At 44.9% G+C, this 19,101-nt stretch carries 14 protein-coding genes; 11 read left to right on the forward strand and 3 right to left on the reverse strand.

Features of this window, described 5'->3' with window-relative positions; translation table 11 throughout:
• The first annotated feature begins 149 nt into the window (after positions 1–149).
• The 4 genes from MHH63_RS25680 (at position 150) to MHH63_RS25695 (ending at position 6,754) form a co-directional block, all read left to right on the forward strand.
• Positions 150–671, forward strand: coding sequence for a MarR family winged helix-turn-helix transcriptional regulator (locus tag MHH63_RS25680; RefSeq protein WP_081383179.1), 522 nt, complete (start codon positions 150–152; stop codon positions 669–671).
• A complete protein-coding gene (locus MHH63_RS25685; RefSeq protein ID WP_076132622.1) occupies positions 664–2,424 on the forward strand; it encodes an ABC transporter ATP-binding protein in 1,761 nt (586 codons plus the stop codon). The genes MHH63_RS25680 and MHH63_RS25685 overlap by 8 nt, the downstream gene beginning before the upstream one ends.
• Positions 2,421–4,316 (forward strand): ABC transporter ATP-binding protein, encoded by a 1,896-nt coding sequence (locus tag MHH63_RS25690; RefSeq protein ID WP_076123991.1) that lies wholly within the window; start codon positions 2,421–2,423, stop codon positions 4,314–4,316. The genes MHH63_RS25685 and MHH63_RS25690 overlap by 4 nt, the downstream gene beginning before the upstream one ends.
• A gap of 212 nt (positions 4,317–4,528) precedes the next feature.
• Entirely contained in the window at positions 4,529–6,754 is a 2,226-nt protein-coding gene (locus tag MHH63_RS25695; RefSeq protein WP_341172227.1) for an MMPL family transporter, read from the forward strand.
• A gap of 485 nt (positions 6,755–7,239) precedes the next feature.
• On the opposite strand, the gene MHH63_RS25700 is transcribed toward MHH63_RS25695, so the two are convergent.
• The 3 genes from MHH63_RS25700 to MHH63_RS25710 all read right to left on the reverse strand — a co-directional run bounded on the left by MHH63_RS25700 (position 7,240) and on the right by MHH63_RS25710 (position 10,908).
• A complete protein-coding gene (locus MHH63_RS25700) occupies positions 7,240–7,551 on the reverse strand; it encodes an antibiotic biosynthesis monooxygenase (protein WP_280753193.1) in 312 nt (103 codons plus the stop codon).
• A gap of 941 nt (positions 7,552–8,492) precedes the next feature.
• Complete coding sequence (locus MHH63_RS25705; RefSeq protein WP_036681981.1) at positions 8,493–9,212, reverse strand: 3-ketoacyl-ACP reductase; 720 nt, start codon at positions 9,210–9,212, stop codon at positions 8,493–8,495.
• A 148-nt stretch (positions 9,213–9,360) separates the two neighbouring features.
• The gene (locus MHH63_RS25710) at positions 9,361–10,908 is read right to left on the reverse strand and encodes an FAD-dependent oxidoreductase (RefSeq protein WP_341172228.1); all 1,548 of its coding nucleotides are present in this window, start codon (positions 10,906–10,908) and stop codon (positions 9,361–9,363) included.
• A gap of 159 nt (positions 10,909–11,067) precedes the next feature.
• Between MHH63_RS25710 and MHH63_RS25715 the strand changes: the two genes are divergently transcribed.
• From MHH63_RS25715 to MHH63_RS25745, 7 genes are all read left to right on the forward strand, one after another.
• Positions 11,068–12,426, forward strand: a complete 1,359-nt coding sequence (locus MHH63_RS25715; RefSeq protein ID WP_076123985.1) for a spore germination protein — start codon at positions 11,068–11,070, stop codon at positions 12,424–12,426.
• Positions 12,426–13,526 carry a GerAB/ArcD/ProY family transporter gene (locus tag MHH63_RS25720; protein ID WP_280753192.1) on the forward strand — a complete coding sequence of 367 codons (1,101 nt, stop codon included), beginning with the start codon at positions 12,426–12,428 and terminating at the stop codon, positions 13,524–13,526. The genes MHH63_RS25715 and MHH63_RS25720 overlap by 1 nt, the downstream gene beginning before the upstream one ends.
• Positions 13,523–14,620 (forward strand): Ger(x)C family spore germination protein, encoded by a 1,098-nt coding sequence (locus tag MHH63_RS25725; RefSeq protein ID WP_076191747.1) that lies wholly within the window; start codon positions 13,523–13,525, stop codon positions 14,618–14,620. Before MHH63_RS25720 ends, MHH63_RS25725 begins: the two co-directional genes overlap by 4 nt.
• Before the next feature lie 91 nt (positions 14,621–14,711).
• Positions 14,712–15,107, forward strand: a complete 396-nt coding sequence (locus MHH63_RS25730) for a Fur family transcriptional regulator (protein ID WP_076123979.1) — start codon at positions 14,712–14,714, stop codon at positions 15,105–15,107.
• A 229-nt stretch (positions 15,108–15,336) separates the two neighbouring features.
• A complete protein-coding gene (locus tag MHH63_RS25735; RefSeq protein WP_179086281.1) occupies positions 15,337–17,340 on the forward strand; it encodes a methyl-accepting chemotaxis protein in 2,004 nt (667 codons plus the stop codon).
• 103 nt (positions 17,341–17,443) lie between these two features.
• Positions 17,444–18,256 (forward strand): uroporphyrinogen-III synthase, encoded by an 813-nt coding sequence (locus MHH63_RS25740; RefSeq protein WP_076182020.1) that lies wholly within the window; start codon positions 17,444–17,446, stop codon positions 18,254–18,256.
• Between the two features lie 205 nt (positions 18,257–18,461).
• Positions 18,462–19,100 (forward strand): ThuA domain-containing protein, encoded by a 639-nt coding sequence (locus tag MHH63_RS25745; RefSeq protein ID WP_076123974.1) that lies wholly within the window; start codon positions 18,462–18,464, stop codon positions 19,098–19,100.
• The last annotated feature ends 1 nt before the right edge of the window (position 19,101 follow it).

Here is a 19,101-nt window from a genome sequence, read left to right on the forward strand (position 1 = left end):
ACTACTCCCTTGCACTCGTGCTGGGGAGTTTTCTTTTTCGTAATAATTGATAGCGTATTCATAATTTGACAAAGTAATCTGGCGAAAATATAATTAGGTAGCCTAAATAATATAGTGTTTAATAATTAGTTGACCTAACTAAAACAGAGGTGAAGGAAATTGGGATAAACGGAGGAAATACAGAAAATACTGAAAATTCAGTCGCACACGGGCTTTTTGCGGCGATGAAACGCCTGCACAAAGCTCAATGGCAAAAGGGCGTTGAGGGCCACAAGCCAAGTGAGATGACTTTAATGATATGCATTGAAAAATGGAATCATTCTGATGAAGAGGGTCTCAAGGTGTCTGAAATCAGCCGACTACTTGGATTCACTCCTCCTACCATCACGCAGCTGATTAACAGTCTTGAAGCGAAACAGATGGTGGAAAGACGCGCGGATCCTTCGGATCGAAGAGTTGTACGCGTGAAATTAACGGAAAGTGGAAAAGAACTCACACGAAAAGCAGAACATTATCGTGATGTGATGCTTGATAAGCTTGTGCAACACTTAGGCGAAAAAGACACTAAACAGCTCACAGAGCTATTGCTTAAGGTACATGAATACGTTGAGGATAATCCACCACCTGATTGGGATAGGCTACAAATGAACGGAGATGAGAAGCTTGATTAAATTATTTAAACAACTGAAGCCTTTTAGGGTAGCTATTGGTGCTGTATTAATCCTTGTATTTTTGCAGTCCATGGGCGATTTATACCTTCCTACACTGATGTCCGACATCGTCGACAAAGGGATTGTTCAAGGAGATCGCGCTTATATTTGGAAAATAGGTAGTTTCATGCTCCTGGTTGCAGGTGGCGGTGCTTTATGTTCGGTAATTGCCAGTTACTTATCGGCAAAAGTAGCAGCCGGGTTTGGTAAACTCACCCGTGCACGAGTATTTAACCATGTAGAAAATTTTACGCTGCATGAATTCGATAAGCTGGGTACAGCTTCCTTGATTACACGTACAACAAATGATATTACACAAGTTCAAACGGTACTTACTATGATGTTGCGCATGATGATCGGAGCACCGATGATGATGATTGGTGGTATCATCATGGCAGTATCTGAAGATGCTAAATTATCATTGATTTTTGTAGTCGTTATTCCTGTACTTGTAGGGGCGATCTTCTTTATTGGGATGAAGGGTCTGCCACTGTTTAAAGCCATTCAGATTAAGCTTGATAAATTAAACCTGGTGCTGCGTGAGCATCTGACAGGTATTCGTGTTATTCGTTCTTTTAACCGGATTGATCATGAGAATAGACGTTTCACCGAAGCTAACCGTGATCTTACGGATACAGCTATCAAGGTCAACAAAATCATGGCCGGCCTGATGCCGCTGATGATGATTGTAATGAACTTTTCTATGATTGCTATTCTTTATTTTGGTGGAATACGAATTGGTGATGGCGACTTGCAAGTTGGGTCCCTGATGGCATTTATCCAATATGCAATGCAAATTATGTTCTCTCTGATTATGGTATCGATGATGTTCGTGTTAATTCCGCGTGCTTCAGCTTCAGCCGTGCGTATCAATGAGGTGCTGGATATGCAGCCTGAATTTACAGATCCTACTGAGAGTGAACTGCATACAACAGCTCAAGCTACTAAAAAAGATGGACGCGATTCTTTGCGTGGTTTTGTTGAGTTTGAGAATGTATCTTTTTCCTATCCAGGGGCAGAACAGCCTGCACTTTCGAAAATTAGCTTTAGTGCTCGTCCGGGTGAAGTTACCGCAATTATCGGGGGTACCGGATCGGGTAAATCTACACTGCTTAGCCTGATTCCAAGATTCTATGATGTTAATGAAGGTGCTGTACGCGTAGACGGAGTGGATGTGCGTGAGATGACACAGGAAGAGCTGCGGAGCAAAATCGGTTACATCCCACAAAAAGCAGTATTGTTCTCGGGTACGATTAATGAGAACATCCGCTATGGTAAAGAGGATGCTACGGATGAAGAAATCATTCATGCATCGAAGGTGGCTCAAGCCTACGATTTCGTATCCGCGATGAAGGATGGGTTTGACTCGGAAATTGCTCAGGGTGGGAATAACGTCTCAGGTGGTCAGAAACAGCGGTTGTCCATTGCTCGGGCGCTTGTGAGAAAACCTGAAGTTTATCTGTTCGACGATAGCTTCTCAGCTCTTGATTTCAAGACAGATGCCAAACTTCGCGCGGCTCTCAAAGCTGAAACTACGGAATCCACCGTATTGATCGTAGCTCAGCGGGTTAGCACCGTTATGGATGCGGACCGGATTATTGTAATTGATGAGGGTGAAATTGCTGGAATGGGCACTCACCGTGAACTGCTCGAGAGCAGTGATGTGTACCGCGAGATCGTATCCTCGCAGCTGTCAGAGGAGGAAATAGCATGAGTGAACAAAACAGAGAACATAAACCTGCAGCTCCCCGCGGCCATAAAGGACCGGGTGGACCGGGTGGTCCTGGAATGAGGATGCCGGCAGAAAAAGCTAAAGATTTTAAAGGTACACTTCGTCGCCTGATCAAATACTTGCGCCCGCGTATGGTTCAATTGATTATTGTACTAATTATGGCGATTGCCAGTACGGTGTTCAGTATCTTCAGTCCAAAAGTTATGGGTAAAGCTACAACCAAACTGTTCGAAGGTGCTTACGGCAAACTGATGGGTGTAGAGGGTGCCTCCATTGATTTTGGATATATTAATGATATTCTGATCCTGCTCGCGGGATTGTATCTGCTTAGTGCTCTGTTTAGTTACATTCAGCAGTATGTAATGGCTGGTGTAGCGCAGAAGGTAGTTTATGACATGCGTGAGCAGATCAACAGCAAGCTGGAGCGTTTACCTTTAAAATATTTTGACTCCCGTACACACGGGGAAATTCTTAGCCGTGCTACGAATGACGTGGATAACATCAGTACCACGTTGCAGCAAAGTTTAACGCAGCTAATTACTTCAATCGTCACTATTATTGGTGTTATTGTGATGATGCTTACCATCAGCCCATGGCTGACTTTAATCACGATTACTACGTTGCCACTCAGCTTTATTGTGATTATGGCGATCTCTAAACGTTCGCAGACTTATTTTGTGAGACAGCAGAAATCGCTTGGCCAGTTGAATGGTCATGTAGAGGAAATGTATACGGGGCACCGGATTATTAAAGCTTTCGGCCGCGAACCGCAGTCGCTTAAAGATTTTGATGAAATAAATGATAAGCTTTATGATTCTGGCTGGCGGTCTCAATTTATGTCAGGTATGATTATGCCGCTTATGATGTTTATCGGTAACTTGGGTTATGTGCTTATCTGTGTTGTGGGTGGTATTTTTGTTACTAAAAAAATGATTGATGTCGGGGATATCCAAGCCTTCATTCAATATTCACGTCAGTTCACCCAGCCGATTGCACAAACGGCTAATATTGCTAACATTATTCAATCCACCATTGCTTCCGCAGAACGTGTATTTGAACTTCTGGATGAAGAAGAGGAAGTTAAGGAAGTTAATACTACACTTGTGAAGCTTGATGAAGGTGCTCCGGAAGGTTCCGTTGAGTTCCGCCATGTGAAATTCGGCTATAAAGAGGATGCTATTCTGATTGAGGACATGAATATTGAGGTTAGTCCAGGTCAGACTATAGCGATTGTCGGTCCTACTGGTGCTGGTAAAACCACTTTGATTAACCTGTTGATGCGCTTCTACGAGCTTAACGATGGGGAAATTATCATTGATGGCGTCAACATTACCGATATGAAACGGAGTGACCTACGCAGTAAATTTGGTATGGTGCTTCAGGATACCTGGCTCTTCAACGGTACGATTCGTGACAACATTGCTTACGGTCGTGAAGGTGCATCTGAAGCTGATGTGGTGCGGGCTGCCAAAGCTGCGCATGCCGATCACTTTATCCGCACACTTCCGCTTGGCTACAATACGGTGTTAAATGAAGAAGCTTCTAATATTTCACAAGGACAGAAGCAGTTGATTACTATTGCTCGCGCTATTCTGGCCGATCCATCGATCCTTATTCTTGATGAAGCAACGAGCAGTGTCGATACACGGACTGAATTGCTGATTCAAAAAGCGATGAATGCGCTGATGCAAAACAGAACCAGCTTCGTTATTGCCCATCGTCTCTCGACGATTCGTGATGCGGATCTCATCCTTGTCATGAATCAAGGTAGTGTAATCGAGAAAGGCAACCACGAAGAACTGCTGGCCCAAGGCGGATTCTATGCGGATCTCTATAACAGTCAGTTCTCTGAAGGAGATTTGGACGTAGGCTAAATTGAAGTGAAGAAAAAAGTATAGATAACCCATAAACCCCTCTTTTCACATGTTGCTGATTTTTTATGTGAAGAGAGGGGTATTTTATATGTGATGATGTGTTTTAATTTTTCTGAAAAATAAAAAAAGTTTGATTAAAAATTAAAGCATATATATGATAGAATAAAAAATGACCCGCGGCTCATTTTTAAGGCTGCAAGGTAAAGGAGAGGATGAAGGGAATGTCAGGCTACGGAAAATGGGTGGCAGGAAAAAAGACGAAGTGGATTACTCTTCTCGTATGGATAGTGCTTGTAGGTGCACTTACCCTGTTATGGCCTGCAGTGAATTCTCAGGTTGCTAATAATGCGCCTAACCTCCCAGATGATTCACAATCGGTACAGGCAGCAGCTATTGCAGAGCAAGAATTCCCTAGTGGAAGTGGAGTGCCTGCGCTGCTCGTATGGCATAGAGAAGGTGGGCTTTCACAAGATGATTTAGTACATATCACTGCTGTGTACAAGAAGTTGGAGCAGCAACCATTGCCCCATCAGAATTTTGTTCCCCCATTAGGACAACTGCCGCCACAGGCATTACAAGCCTCGTTATCTGAGGATCTTAGCACGCTGGTAACCCCGGTGCTTTTTGATAAAACGGCAGATAGTGATCAGCTCGGTGAAGCTGTGACAGAAATGAAGAAGATCATAAACACAGAGACGGGTGGAGACCCCTCCGCGGCTAAGGTAGATGGAAAAGACCTGAGTTTACGTGTTACGGGTCCAGTGGGCATCTCTATAGATGCTTCAGGCCTGTTTCAGAACGCAGACGTTTCCTTGTTAATTGCTACGGTTATGCTTGTGCTGGTGTTCTTATTGGTGATTTATCGTTCACCGATCTTGGCTTTTATTCCACTTATTGCGGTTGGATTCGCTTATGGTGTAACTAGTCCGATTCTTGGAAAAATGGCACAAGAAGGCTGGATCACAGTAGATTCACAGGCTGTCTCGATTATGACTGTTTTGCTATTCGGAGCTGGTACGGACTATTGCCTGTTCCTGATCTCACGGTTCCGGCAGTTGTTGAAGGTAGAAGAGAGTAAGAGTCGTGCGCTTCTTCGCTCCATTACCGAATCTTCAGGCGCCATTGCTATGAGTGGCTTCACCGTCGTGCTCGCGCTGTTTGCGTTATTGCTGGCTAAGTATGGAGCTTATCATCGTTTTGCCATTCCATTTAGCGTGTCTATCTTCATCATGGGAATTGCCAGTCTAACCCTCGTACCAGCACTGCTGGCAATCTTCGGACGGACCTCGTTCTTCCCATTCATTCCGCGCACACCGCAAATGGAGGTAGAACGGGCTAAGGCTAAAGGCAAACCTGTTCCTGAACTCAAGGTTTCCCGTAAAAAGGGCATTGGCGGCTTGGTAGTAACCCGGCCTTGGGCTATCGTAGGTGTGACCGTTATCGGCCTGGGGATTCTGGCTTCATTCTCCAGTGGCATCAAATTTACGTATGATATCCTATCCTCTTTTCCTAAAAATATGGAGTCCCGCGAAGGTTTCGACCTTATTGGCAAACAGTTCTCTCCCGGAGAATTAGCTCCAGCGAAGCTGATTATTGATACCCAAGGAAAAGCGAGCGGAGAGGATTTAAAGGTCATTCTTGGCGGACTCACCTATGTGGACACGGTTTCCGATCCGCAGCAGGGGGCAGTAAACAAAGATATTGTTGGTTTTGATATTGAATTTAAAAGCAATCCATATTCACTAGAAGCGATGGGTCATATTCCTACCCTTCTTGCTACCGCAGAGCAGGCATTAATCGATGTAGACGTTGCGAACCCTGCGGATCACGTGTGGGTAAGCGGGCAGACGGCGACACAGCATGACACTAAAGAGATTGGAGATCGGGACACCGATCTGATTATCCCCGTGGTGATCGGAATGATCACCGTACTGTTGTTGATATATCTGCGTTCAATAGTGGCCACCATCTATCTGGTCGGCACTGTTATTCTCTCCTTCTTCTCAGCGCTTGGCTTAGGCTGGATTATCATTCACTATGTGATGGGAGCAGATGCTATTCAGGGAGCGATCCCACTGTATTCCTTTGTTTTCTTGGTGGCACTTGGAGAAGACTACAACATCTTCATGATCTCGAATATCTGGAAAAAGCGTAAAACCATGCCGCTTAAGCAGGCTATCGCGGAAGGAGTGAATGAGACCAGCTCGGTAATTACCTCTGCCGGCCTCATTCTGGCAGGTACATTTGCTGTATTGGCAAGCTTGCCGATTCAGGTGCTTGTGCAGTTCGGTATTATCACCGCTCTTGGTGTTCTGCTGGATACCTTCGTGGTTCGGCCGTTCCTTGTACCAGCTATTACAACGCTCTTTGGCCGTTGGTCGTTCTGGCCGGGTAAACATCAAGAGGTGGAGACCCCTCAGCCAGATGTAAGTAAATAATGAGTTTATAAACAAACAGGGATGTCACAGAGCCATATTGGCTCCGGACATCCCTGTTTGTTTTAGGCTTGGGCACAGGACATCGCTGGATAATAGCGCTGCTTGTACCAACTAACTTAATTGTATCTATTAGGCTAATCAATCAGTCTGCTTGACGATAGTTATTCTAAGTATTCACTGTGCTAATTAGTATCTAGAAGCGATAACTGTGTTAATTAGCCCGCTGATTCTCTTAGCCCAGTGGTAGAAGACAATTAGCGTGCTGCATTGGCTAGCCCGGAGGTAAAAGTTAATTAGGTGGCTCCATTGGTTAACCGAGTGGTAAAAGACAATTAGGTGGCTGCATCAATAATAGTTAATTAGCTCGTATCACCGGTTACCTAGCATTAATAGTCAATTAGTTAACTGTACTTATCGGGCTACCATTCCGTACACACTGCTGGTTCAATCTAGCTACTACTGCTCTGTTTGGGTGGTCCAAATCCTTAGTTACTGGGCGTGCGGCTGATCATTAGTTCATATTTATCGATGGAAGCACCCAGGATTGCGTCATTACCACCAGCACCACGGTGCGACTGACGGAATGACTCGCTGGAGGTCCAGCCTTTGAATGCATCCTCATTCTCCCATACGGTGCAGATTTTTAGTTCCTCGACACCTTCCTTGGCATTTCCACGCCAAACCTCCATACGTACAAACCCTGGCATAACCTGCACACCATTATTTCCTCCGAAACGTTGAGCAATAGCTTCGCCATGGCCTTCTTTTACTTTAATAGTATTAGTTACTACCAGCATGATAGATAAACCTCCGATCAGAAAGTTAGTATATTTTTCAGGACATTGTGAATCGAAATAATATAACATGGGAACCTCGAAAATTAGCCAATATCTCAAGGTAACATCGTGATTTTCAACTAACAAAATAAAAGACCATCCCACAAGACACAAGAGTGCGGGCGTTTAATTGCACTTTGTACACTTAAATTATCCGTCACACCAGAAACGATCGAATAAGTGTATTCTCTGCAACTAATTTGTGCGAATCTGGTGAATCGCCGAGATTAGCCTTCTTTTAACTGTATAGAGTGCAATTAAAGTATGATTTCTACTCTAATTGCGCTGAATAGATGTACAAAGTGCAACTATTATCTATTTAAACGTTAAGTATTGTGCAAACTCAGGTACCTGCGAAAAATCAAAGTGTCTACTGCAAGTAAAGTGGCTATAGCAAGTTAAAGTAACTATTGCACGTTAAAGTAACTACCGCAAGTAAAGTGCCACCTCAACCGTAATGTTACTCTAAGCCAAAGTGCCAACCCAACTCCAAAGTTTTTACTCAAAACCACCATTACAGCTAGCACCTAATTCCAGTCCCAGTTCCCTAATAAAGCCCCCAAATGAAGTTGCATTGCAGAATGTGCAACAGAATAGCCTGAATGTTATCTGAATAAGGCAGTCTGTTGCATTCTGTACAATAGAATCAAGCCCAAATCGCCTAAAAGGAGGGGAGCCACTAAACTGATTGCACCACGTGCACGTGCAATCACCCAAGGTTTCGCCCTCAGCTAGAGGGATTCAATTGCACAAAGTGCAATGAGAAAACGGAGCAGAGCAATCCTGAAGCGTTATCCCGCACAAAGTGCAATCACCCAAGGCCTCACCCTCGTCTAGAGCGATTCTATTGCACAAAATGCAATCCCCCAGATCACCCGGCTCCCCCCGCGTCCAGCGCGATTTTATTGCGGATTGGTGGTCCATAGTCCTGCTGTTTTTAGGAAGACGCGATCCGGCAGCTTCAAAGCTGTCAGTGCCAATTCAGCAACATCTTCAGGTTGCATCATGCGGTCTTCGTCACCGATTTTAAGTCCAGCATTGGAAGCTAGGCCAGTGTTGACGGTGCTTGGAGTCAAAGCTACGACGCGGATATTGTGTTTGCGCACTTCTTGTGCGAGGGCTTCGGTCATGCCCATGAGAGCGAACTTGGACGCGCAATAAGCAGAGCCTGTCGCGAAGCCACGTTCTCCGGCTGTGGATGAAATATTGATGATATTTCCGCCATTTTTCTCAATCATCGCAGGCAGTGCAGCACGGGTTACGTAATAAGTACCGTAAAGATTAACTTGGATGTGGCGCTCCCAGTCTGCAGGATCCATTTCTACTAAAGTGCCGAATTTTGCGATCCCGGCATTGTTGATTAATGCATCAAATGCTCCAAGCTCATTTTGCAGGGAAGCAACAGCACGTTCAGCTTCTTCGCGTACGGCGATATCGGCCACGGCAATGCTGACTTTAACGTCATATACTTCCGTTAAGGCTGATTTTAACGCTTCGAGATCACCTGAAGTTCTGGAGATCAGGCCTAAATTAGCACCTTCCTTAGCCAGTGCCATAGCCAAGGCTTTTCCGATCCCTTTGCCTGCACCAGTAATTACAACACTCTTTCCTCTCAAATCCATCTCTATCGTCACTCTCCTTCAAACTTTTTTGAAGCAGCTGCTTCATTCAAGTCTTATTATACCTGAATGCTGTAGGGCAATTACAATCGCCCCTTAGAAAATGGTCTGCAAATTTTCATGAAGCCGAACTGCCTTTTCATGAAAGGTATTATTCATGGAGTTTCGTCAGCGGTACCGAAGCTGGGCCCTCTAAAACCTCGCCATCGTAGGAGAAGCGGGAACCATGGCAAGGGCAATCCCAAGAACGATCCCCGTTGTTCCATTCGCATTCACAGCCCATATGGGTACAGGTTCTATCCACCAGATGAAGTTTACCTTCTGTATCCTTATAAGCTCCCACACGTTTGCCATCATGGAACACAACGGCTCCTTCGTCAGCTTCTAAATCAGTGGTCTTTTTATGGACGATTTCCACTTTGCCCGCCACGAGCTCTTTTGCTACATTGGCATTTTGCACGATGAAGTTTTTTAGGCTGGTGCCAGCTTTGAAGCGGGACGGATCGTACAATTCGGTATATGGATTATCTTTGCGCTGAATCTGATCCGAGATGATCTGTGCGGCCAGCGTACCGCTTGTCATGCCCCATTTTCCAAAACCTGTGGCGATATAAATTTCTTCGTTGTCTGAAATCTTGCCGATGTAGGGCACCCTGTCTAAGGTGATTAAATCCTGTGCTGCCCAGCGGTAAGGGATTGTTTTGATGCCGAGCAGATTTCCTGCGAAAAGCTCCAAATTCTCATAATGTCCTATCGTACAGATGCCTTGGCCTGTCTTATGATTGTCTCCCCCGACAATGACCAGATTCCTGCCTTCCCACTCTACTGCACGCAGAGAACGGGTGGGTTCGCTTGCGCTTAGATACATTCCACCCTCAAAATCCGTTTCAGGCTGGATCGCCAGACAGTAGGAACGTTCAGCATGCAGCCGCGAGAAATATAATGCTCCTCCATCGTAAAAGGGGAAATGAGAAGCTGAAACAGCGTAGCGGCAGGTAATCCGATACTCGTCCTTTTCAGTAAAAAGCGTAAGCTTATCGTTCTTCTCCACCTTATCCGCCATCATCGTATGCTCATAGATTACGCCACCTTTATCCTGAATGACCTTCAGTAGCCCCTTCAGATATTGCAGCGGGTGAAAGCGGGCTTGTCCTGGTAATTTAATGGCGCCACTGGCCATCAGAGGGATAGAGACGTTATCTAGCCATTCTCCGGGCAGACCCAATTGTTCATAGGCTTTATACTCTTCCTCCAGTTGTTTAAGCGTTTTATGATCTTCAGCATCCGCGTACAGAAAAGCCGCCTCATGTTTCATGCCGCAGGATACTTCAAGTTCCTCAGCCGTATTCTGGATCCAATTCATAGCCTCGCTGTTCGAGCGATAATAGAGCCGGGCTTGCTCCTGCCCAAAATGCTTTATCAAATGATGATAGATTAACCCGTGCTGTGCTGAGATTTTTGCACTGGTAAAACCCGTAGTGCCACTCAGAATTTCTCCGGCTTCTAAGAGCGTGACTTTGTAGCCTGCGTTGCTGAGGAGATAGGCTGTTGTAATGCCTGTAATTCCACCGCCTACCACTGCCACATCTGTAGAAATATCTTCAGCCAGCTTTGGAAAAGCCGGTAAATCCGTGGTATCTCTCCATAATGATTCCGGAAATTGTGGAAGACTTTGCGTTATTTTACGGTTTGGGTCCATCTATTATCCCTCCATCTTTACAATCTTCATCTCATTTATTACCACAGTCCTGTGAAAAGAAACTTCCCATTCCATCGTGCTGTGCATGAATTCAGAGAAACAGTGCCAAAATAAGGTGGAAACTGGGACGTAAAGGATAAATAGGAGGGATGATGTTCCATGTCAGTTCAACAGGATAAGGACAATATTTCTCTGGAATGGATCAAAGATCAGCTGAACGGGTTCGCGGATTTAATCGATAAAACAAGCGTTGCCCCTTTTGGGCAAATCAACCTGCTCTATATCAAAAGTGTTACAGATGCGCAGACACTCAGCCGCCACGTGATTGCGCCGTTTTATGAAATGGAGAGTATTAGCGCTTATCAGGATTACATTATGACTTATCCGGGCACTGAAGAGGCGACTACGAGAGAGAAGGCGATCGACCTTTTGCTCAGTGGTTATGTGCTTCTGGGTATAAAAGATGTGATATATTTCTTCGATGCTATGAGTACGGAGAGCAGCGGTGTTAGTGAAACGTCTGCCGAAAGTATTTCACAGGGGCCGTCAGATGCACTGACAGAGGATATAGCGATTAATTTGAACATGATTCGGCGGCGTTATCAATCCACTAATCTCAAAATGGAGACCATGGTCATCGGCGATGTCTCTAAAACAAAGATAGCTATTTTATACGATGACAGTCGTGTTGACCATAACGTTTTAAAAGAATTAAGGGAGAAGATGGGAACGCTAAAGGTTGATATTTTGCAGGCTACAGGAGAGCTTGAGAAGTTTATAAGCAGTGACAAATTAAGAATACTCCCTAAGTCCATCATCACCGAAAGACCGGATAGAGTGGTGTTTAATTTGTCTGAAGGAAAAGTAGCGATAGTGCTGGATACAACCGGTTATGCGATAGTGCTGCCTTCTATTTTTAATGATTTCTTTACATCCATGGATGATAAAATACAATTTCCTATCGTGGGGCGATTCCTAAAGCTGCTTCGGATTATCGGTGTGTGCATGACGTTGTGGCTGCCTGCGCTCTATGTAACACTCACCTCGTATAACCCAGAGATTATTCGTGTGCAGATTGCCTTGCTTATTGCGGGCAGTCGTGCGACTGTGCCTTATCCATCTTTTGTGGAAGTGCTTTTAATGCTCATGATGATGGAGTTTCTGACTGAGGCGAGCTTACGGCTCCCCAAGGCAATTGGTCCAACGGCCACGACGGTAGGGGGGCTTATCTTGGGGCAGGCAGCGACGGCAGCAGGACTTGTAGGAAATATCATGATCATATTGGTTTCTGCTGTTGCGATATCTAATTTTCTAATTCCGCTGAATATGATGAGCTTGTCCATACGAGTGCTGAAGTATATTTTTTTAATTGCCGCAGCTTTTTTAGGATTGGTTGGGGTAGTAGTCTGTGTCGTGGGATTCGCAATGTATTTATGCAAACAGCGTACCTTCGGACAACCTTATTTCAGATTGTTTTTTCTCGATAATCTCGGCAAGAAGAAGGGTGGAGAGCATTGATGGCCAAAAGCCGTTATTTCTACTGTCTTTTTCTGATGAACAGCCTGATCAACATCATTAATTTTGTTCCAAGGGAACTAATAGACAGACGTTTTGGTGGCGCTTTGATGTCCATACTAATCGGAACGATTTTGGGCACTTTGTTTGTCTATATATTTACTGTACTGATTGCTAAATTCCCCGGCAAGGGGTTACCGGAAATATTTAACTCTTTGCTTCCTAAGAAGTTATCCAGAATCTTACTGGTCCTTTTTGCTGGCTTATGGTGTGTGGCCGGGGGAGTTACATTGCTTTCTTTTGTAGATATTACGCTGCGGTTTATCAGTCCGGATTCGAGTCCTTATACGGTTGTGATCAGTTTTTTAGTCTTGGTCTGCATCTGCTGTCGCTTCGATTCTCTATCACTCTTGTATGGGCTTGAAATCATTCTCAGCGTATCCTTACCTTTAATTATTTATGGCCTCGTAAAAGCATTGACCAATCCGGACTTTAATTGGGATTCTGTTCTGCAGGTCACTACATACTTCTGGCATAAGCCGGACCTAATGAGCCTTGCGGCGGCTACCTTTTCGTTTAGCGGTTACTTAAACCTGGCCATATTTAATCGGGTATTTCATGGGCTGAAGCTGAAGCATGTCTGGATTTTAGGTGTGGAGGGTCTTTTCGTATTACTCTTGACTTTTTTAGTTCCCATCGGCTATTTCGGAACCGTTGCTATTGATAGACATGTGTATACATGGTTCTCGACGGCCGACAGTATTCGGATGGAATCCTTTATTATTGAACGGATGCTGTTTATTTTTTATTTTGCCTATTTAAGTTTATCTCTGGTGAGTGTAATCGTTCATTGGCATGGAGGTTTAGAGCTTTTTAAAGGTGCTCTTTCATCTGCAAAAAAACAGTCCCCAAAAGCAGAGCGCTGGAAAGAGTGGGGCATCCTAGGCTTGTTTAGCGCGATGGTTCTGTCCTTAATGGGGCAGGATCAGTATCAACTTAATATGTTTGGTGCCTGGTTTCTGCAAATTCGCTGGTTTGGTGAGATGTTCATCATCGCTCTGTTGTTTTATTGTTATCGCAAAGCTAGGAGGGGGAAGCTATGAGAAGAGTACTTGCTGGAATTGGAATTACCTTGCTCCTTCTTCTTCCCGGTTGTGACTTCAAGGAGATTGATTTGCGGATTTTCGTGTTAGCGATCGGCGTTGACCAAGGTACAGAAGCAGGGAATTTTAAGATTAGCTTGAAGCTTGCCATCCCTCAGGGGGATGTTACTAAGATTGATGAGAAGATGCAAATCTTGACTGAGGAATCTCCAAGCATTTCGGAAGCCCTTCGTAGAATGAAATCCAGAGTGGAAAAGGAGCTTGATTACTCCCATTGTAAATCAATTGTTTTGGGGGAAGGGGTTGCCCGTGAAGATATTCTCCATGTTATGGATTGGGCTGTGCGACGTAGAGATATCCAGCTTATTGTCAATTTTGCAATAGGGCGTCCGGAAGCACTTCAAGTGCTGAAGGTAAGACCCGAATCGGAGCGGATCCCATCGAATTCTCTTATTCTGGCTATGAGTGGACAAGGCACAGAGTCTCCATTTATTTCTAGTGTGTATTCCTTTCAGCTGATGAGAAATATCTTTGAGGAGGGGATTGATCCAATCCTGCCGATTATTGAGGCCAAAGGGGATAAGGAGTTTTTAATTGATAAAATTGCTCTGCTGAATAATGAGAAAATCAAAATGGTTCTTACGCCAAATGAGACCCGGCTATATAATCTGCTGTCACGCCCGAATCTGCGGACTAACTTACCCGCCCATTCCGAGGGAATTATGTTTCAATATTACACAGAGAGGTCATCCTCGCACTATAAAATCGTAACACCAGAGCATGGGAAAGCTACTATTCGTTATCATATTAAGATAAAAGGTATTCTCGAAGAGAGTAGTAGCCCAGATCTGGTGACACATCACATGTTGAAGAAGATCCAGGAAGCCGGGGAAAAGGAATTGGAAGCGGATATCTTAGCATTGCTGACCAAAATACAAGCCAGTGGCCTAGATCCCTTGGGTTGGGGGCTGCATTATGGAGCAAGGCATTTTAATAACGATACGGAAATGAAAGTGTGGAAGGAGCTCTATTCTAAACTTGATTTCCAAGTGAAGGCTGATGTAAACATTAAATATTCAGGAATGATTAGGTAGCTTGTAAAGTAACATGTGGATAAAAATGGGATTGACGTTCCCATTCACAAGATTTATACTTGATCTAAAAATAAGTTAGAGGATGATAGGAATGAAAAGTCTAAATTTGACCTCCCAACGTCAAGCCGTTTACGATATCGTCCTTAATTCACATGACCATCCTACTGCTGCGGAAGTAATGAATCGGCTAGTAGAGCAGGGACATAGCTTAGCATACGGTACGGTATATAACTCTCTGCGTTATCTTTCAGATAAACAAATGATTCGTGAGCTTAAGCTTGGTGAAGCTGCTAGCAGATATGACGCACGTATGGATGATCACCAGCATATCATTTGTGAGGTTTGTGGAGCAGTGGATGAGGTTATGAATCAAGTTCCGCGTGAATGGATGAATACAGTGGCCAAGGATACCGGTTATACCATTGGTCATGCTCATGTAGTATTCGGGGGCGTCTGCCCAAACTGTAAGAACAAAAAGAATAATTAGGATAGAGGTGCCGGAGCCTGTGCTGCGGTAATAATATGTATATCCGGAGAGACCGCTTTCATTGAGGCGGCCTTTTTTGTTGCATTTATATGACAATTCTCAAAAAAAATGAGAAAAACAAAGAAAGATAGGAGGAAAATCGGTTCCTAAAACAGATTTTAAATTATATATTAAGTCTGGTAAATGTATCCTTGCCTAAGACTCAGATGAGAGAGAGATGATGACGTCTATGAAAAAAAATGCGGGTATGACTATCCGTACCAAGTTAATTCTTACATACCTAATAATACTGCTGCTGCCCAGTATTATAATAGGCTGGCGAACCTATCAAGCTGCCAGCCAGGAAGTGGAAGATCAACTGGTGAACAATGCTACCGAAAGTGTGTTGGCCGTAAATGAAATCATTAACTCTAATATTCAATCCAAAATAGATGCGATTTCTTATTTTGCCGCGGAGTTTTCATCTGAGGGGATCAACAGTGAGGGATCTGGGGGGACTTCCTCTGCTGTAAAAGCCAGACTGAAGGAATATGTGGCGCTGCATCCGGATGTACTGGACATTTATGTGGGTACAAGCAATGGCAAGGCTATTCATGCTTTAGATGCTAAGCTGCCAGAGGGTTATGATCCAAGGCAGGAAAGCGCCTATATTAATTCTCTGAAGCAAGGAAAAGGGGCTGTGATTTCTCCAGCTTTTCAAACCGTAAATAAAGAAACCGCGATTGCGATATCAACGGTTCTTAAGGGCGGTGATGGGGTGATCACAATGAATCTCAACCTGTCTACTTTAGGGGAGCTGACCTCAATTAAGGTAGGCAAGGAAGGTTATATCCTCATCGTTGATAACAGCAAGAAGTTTCTAGTTCATCCTACAGAGGCTATCGGGCAGGAATCGTCAGATGATTTTGTAAAGAAAATGTTCGAGAAAGAACAAGGGGTCTTCGATTATGTCTTCAAGGATACGTCCAAAAAGATGACCTTTATGGTCAATGAACTGACGGGTTGGAGAATCGGAGGTACGATCAGCATTGATGAGGTTAACTCAGCAACTAGTGGAATTCGCGATACAGCTCTGCTTGTTATTGTAGTTTCCGTTCTGCTTGCGCTGGTTGTGATCTATTTTAATATTCAATCGATTTTGAGACCGCTTTTCCGGCTGCGGAAAGCAACTGCGGTGATAGCCAAAGGTGATCTGTCGGAAGACATGGGTGTTTTCCGTAAAGATGAAATAGGGCTGCTGGCAGAGAATTTTCAATTAATGGTGATCAGCTTGCGCGAGATGATCATTGGCGTGCAGGAGATGACAAGCAATGTATCCTCCTCAGCGGAAGAACTGACGGCTAGTGCGGATCAGACTGCCCAAACGATTGAGCAGGTGACCATAGCGATTCAGGACGTAGCGGCAGGGACGGAGCGACAGGTGGTTAGTGTACGAAAAGGAATGGAGAGCACTGCCGCTACAGCTAGTGAGGTCGAGCAGATTTCCACATATATGGAGCAAGTATCCACAATGATGGACAAGACTTCACTCTCAGCATCAGAAGGTAATGATTCGGTTATCAGCGTGGTGGACAAAATCAATGGTATCCATGAAACGGTCGGAGAGCTGGGCAGTGTAATTGACAAGCTGAATGAAAGAACCAGTCAAATTGAGGGCATTGTTGGTGTCATCACCGGGATTGCCCGCCAGACCAACCTGCTGGCCCTCAATGCTTCCATTGAGGCAGCCAGAGCCGGGGAACAAGGGCGTGGATTTGCGGTGGTTGCTGCCGAGGTGCGTAAGCTGGCAGAGGAATCAGAGAGATCCGCACATTTGATTGCCGAACAGATTACCGCTATTAATAGTGAAATGCTGCTGGTAACTCATACGATGGAAGACACCAGACAGCGCGTATCCGAAGGTATTGAGGCTGTGGATACTTCCGGACGTTCTTTCTCTCGTATCCGAAGAGCAGTAAAGAGTGCCGCGGAGAAGATTGAAGCCATGGGTGGGGTTGTGCAGACTTTATTGGTGGAATCTAATGATATGGAGAAGGCTATTGGGGAAATTCGCGGCATATCGGAAGAGGCGGCTGTGAATACGGAAACTATCGCAACTGCCGCACAAGAGCAGCTTGCTTCTGTAGAGGAGATGGCATCCTCGTCTACCGACCTTAGCCGTCTTGCAGAAGAACTGCAGAAGCTGGCGAGCCGCTTTAAGATAAACGCTTCTGGTAATAAGAATGATTTCTGATAGGAGAACCGTGCTTTTTATCTTCCCTTTTGAACTCCTTTGCAAGTATACTGATAAACAATAATGTTGGGTTAGGCAATGGAGAGAGGAGAGATAATAGGAAATGGCAGAGCAATTAAAAGGGATCACTGTCGCCTTGGCGGGTCCGCGCAAATCGGAAGAAATGGCCAAGCTGGTTCAGAATATGGGGGGGACGGCAGTATGCCGGCCTGCTCAAGGGACTGTATTTCTTGATGACGAGGCCTTGCAGGAAGGTTTGAATGCATGGATCAATCAGCCTCCCTACTTGGCGATCCTGACTACAGGGATGGGACTTGATGCTCTCTTCGATATGGCTGAGCGAATGGGGATCGAAGAACGTTTCTTAGAAGTACTTTCTGGTTCTATTATTGCCGCACGGGGTTATAAGACAGTGAATGCTTTGAAAAAAAGAGGACTTACGCCGGAGGTTCGTGACGACGACGGAAGTACAATCGGATTGATTCGTGGGCTTCAATCCCTGAATTTGCAGGGGAAAGAAGTCGTTCTTCAGCTGCACGGCGATCCAGCTCCTCATATGCTTGCATGGCTGCAGGAGGCTGGGGCTACTACCCGCCAAGTGCTGCCGTATCGCCATACCCCACCTGAGCCGGGCGAACTGGAAAGATTGCTTCTAGAAATCATATCAGGCAAAATTGATGCCGTGGCTTTTACGAGTGCACCACAGTTTCGTTTCCTCTGTCAATTTGCACGGGAACAGGGAAAGCTGGAAGAAATGCTGAAGTCTTTCGAGGATAAAGTGCTTGCTGTTTCTGTAGGACGGATTACCTCTGAGGCGCTTAAAGAAGAGGGCGTACAGCGTATCATTATGCCTGAGCATGAACGGATGGGAAGCATGATTGTAGAGCTAGGCAAATATGTGGCGGCGAATCGCTAAGTCACAAGTTGCGTCAGCTTTACACGAATGACGTTATCGCACAGAAGCATTCCCGCCTGTTATCAAGGCCGGGGATGCTTTTTTACCCGGAAAAATAAGCCCAAAGAGCAATATACCTGCCATCTGCATGGACATTCGCGGCAGTTTTCCTTAGAATATAGGCAACATGTGACGAATAATAACAACGAATAAGGAGGAGGATCCCATGGACAAGAGAAAATGTCTATTACTTGGTGATTACACCCATCCCCGGTTTCATCCACTTCAAGGAGTGGACCAACAAATTAGTGAGATCTTAAATGATTTATTAACCGTGCAATGTTCAGAAAATAAAAAATTAATGCGCATTGAGCATTTAGCAAGTTATGACCTATGTATTGCTTACAATGAATTGTGGAACGAAACAGTCTCCCCTCAACAAACGGCTGGTTTGCTCAGCTACGTAAGTGGAGGAGGCGGACTCATTGTTCTTCATACGGGAGCTTCGCTGACGAAACGTAACGAGCTTGCACAGCTAATCGGGGGTCGATTTAACGGACACACAGCTTACGAACCCCTGAACTTCAAAGTGCTAGAGCATGACATCACCGAAGGTGTGGAAGATTTCCAATTGGATGAGGAGCCCTATCATTTTGAATTTGACCCGTTCACAGAACGGACTATTCTGCTTCAATATGAATCTGAGGGGCAATGGATTCCAGCTGCATGGTGCCATAGCTATGGTTTAGGACGAGTAGTATTCCTTATGCCTGGTCATCATGAACCCTCCTTCCGTCATCCGGCACTACGTAAACTAATTCTACAGGCGGCTACTTGGGCTGCCCGTATTCCGGTCACTAACTAAG

The organism is Paenibacillus sp. FSL H3-0310 (assembly GCF_038002785.1).
GTDB classification, from domain to species: Bacteria; Bacillota; Bacilli; order Paenibacillales; family Paenibacillaceae; genus Paenibacillus_AQ; species Paenibacillus_AQ odorifer.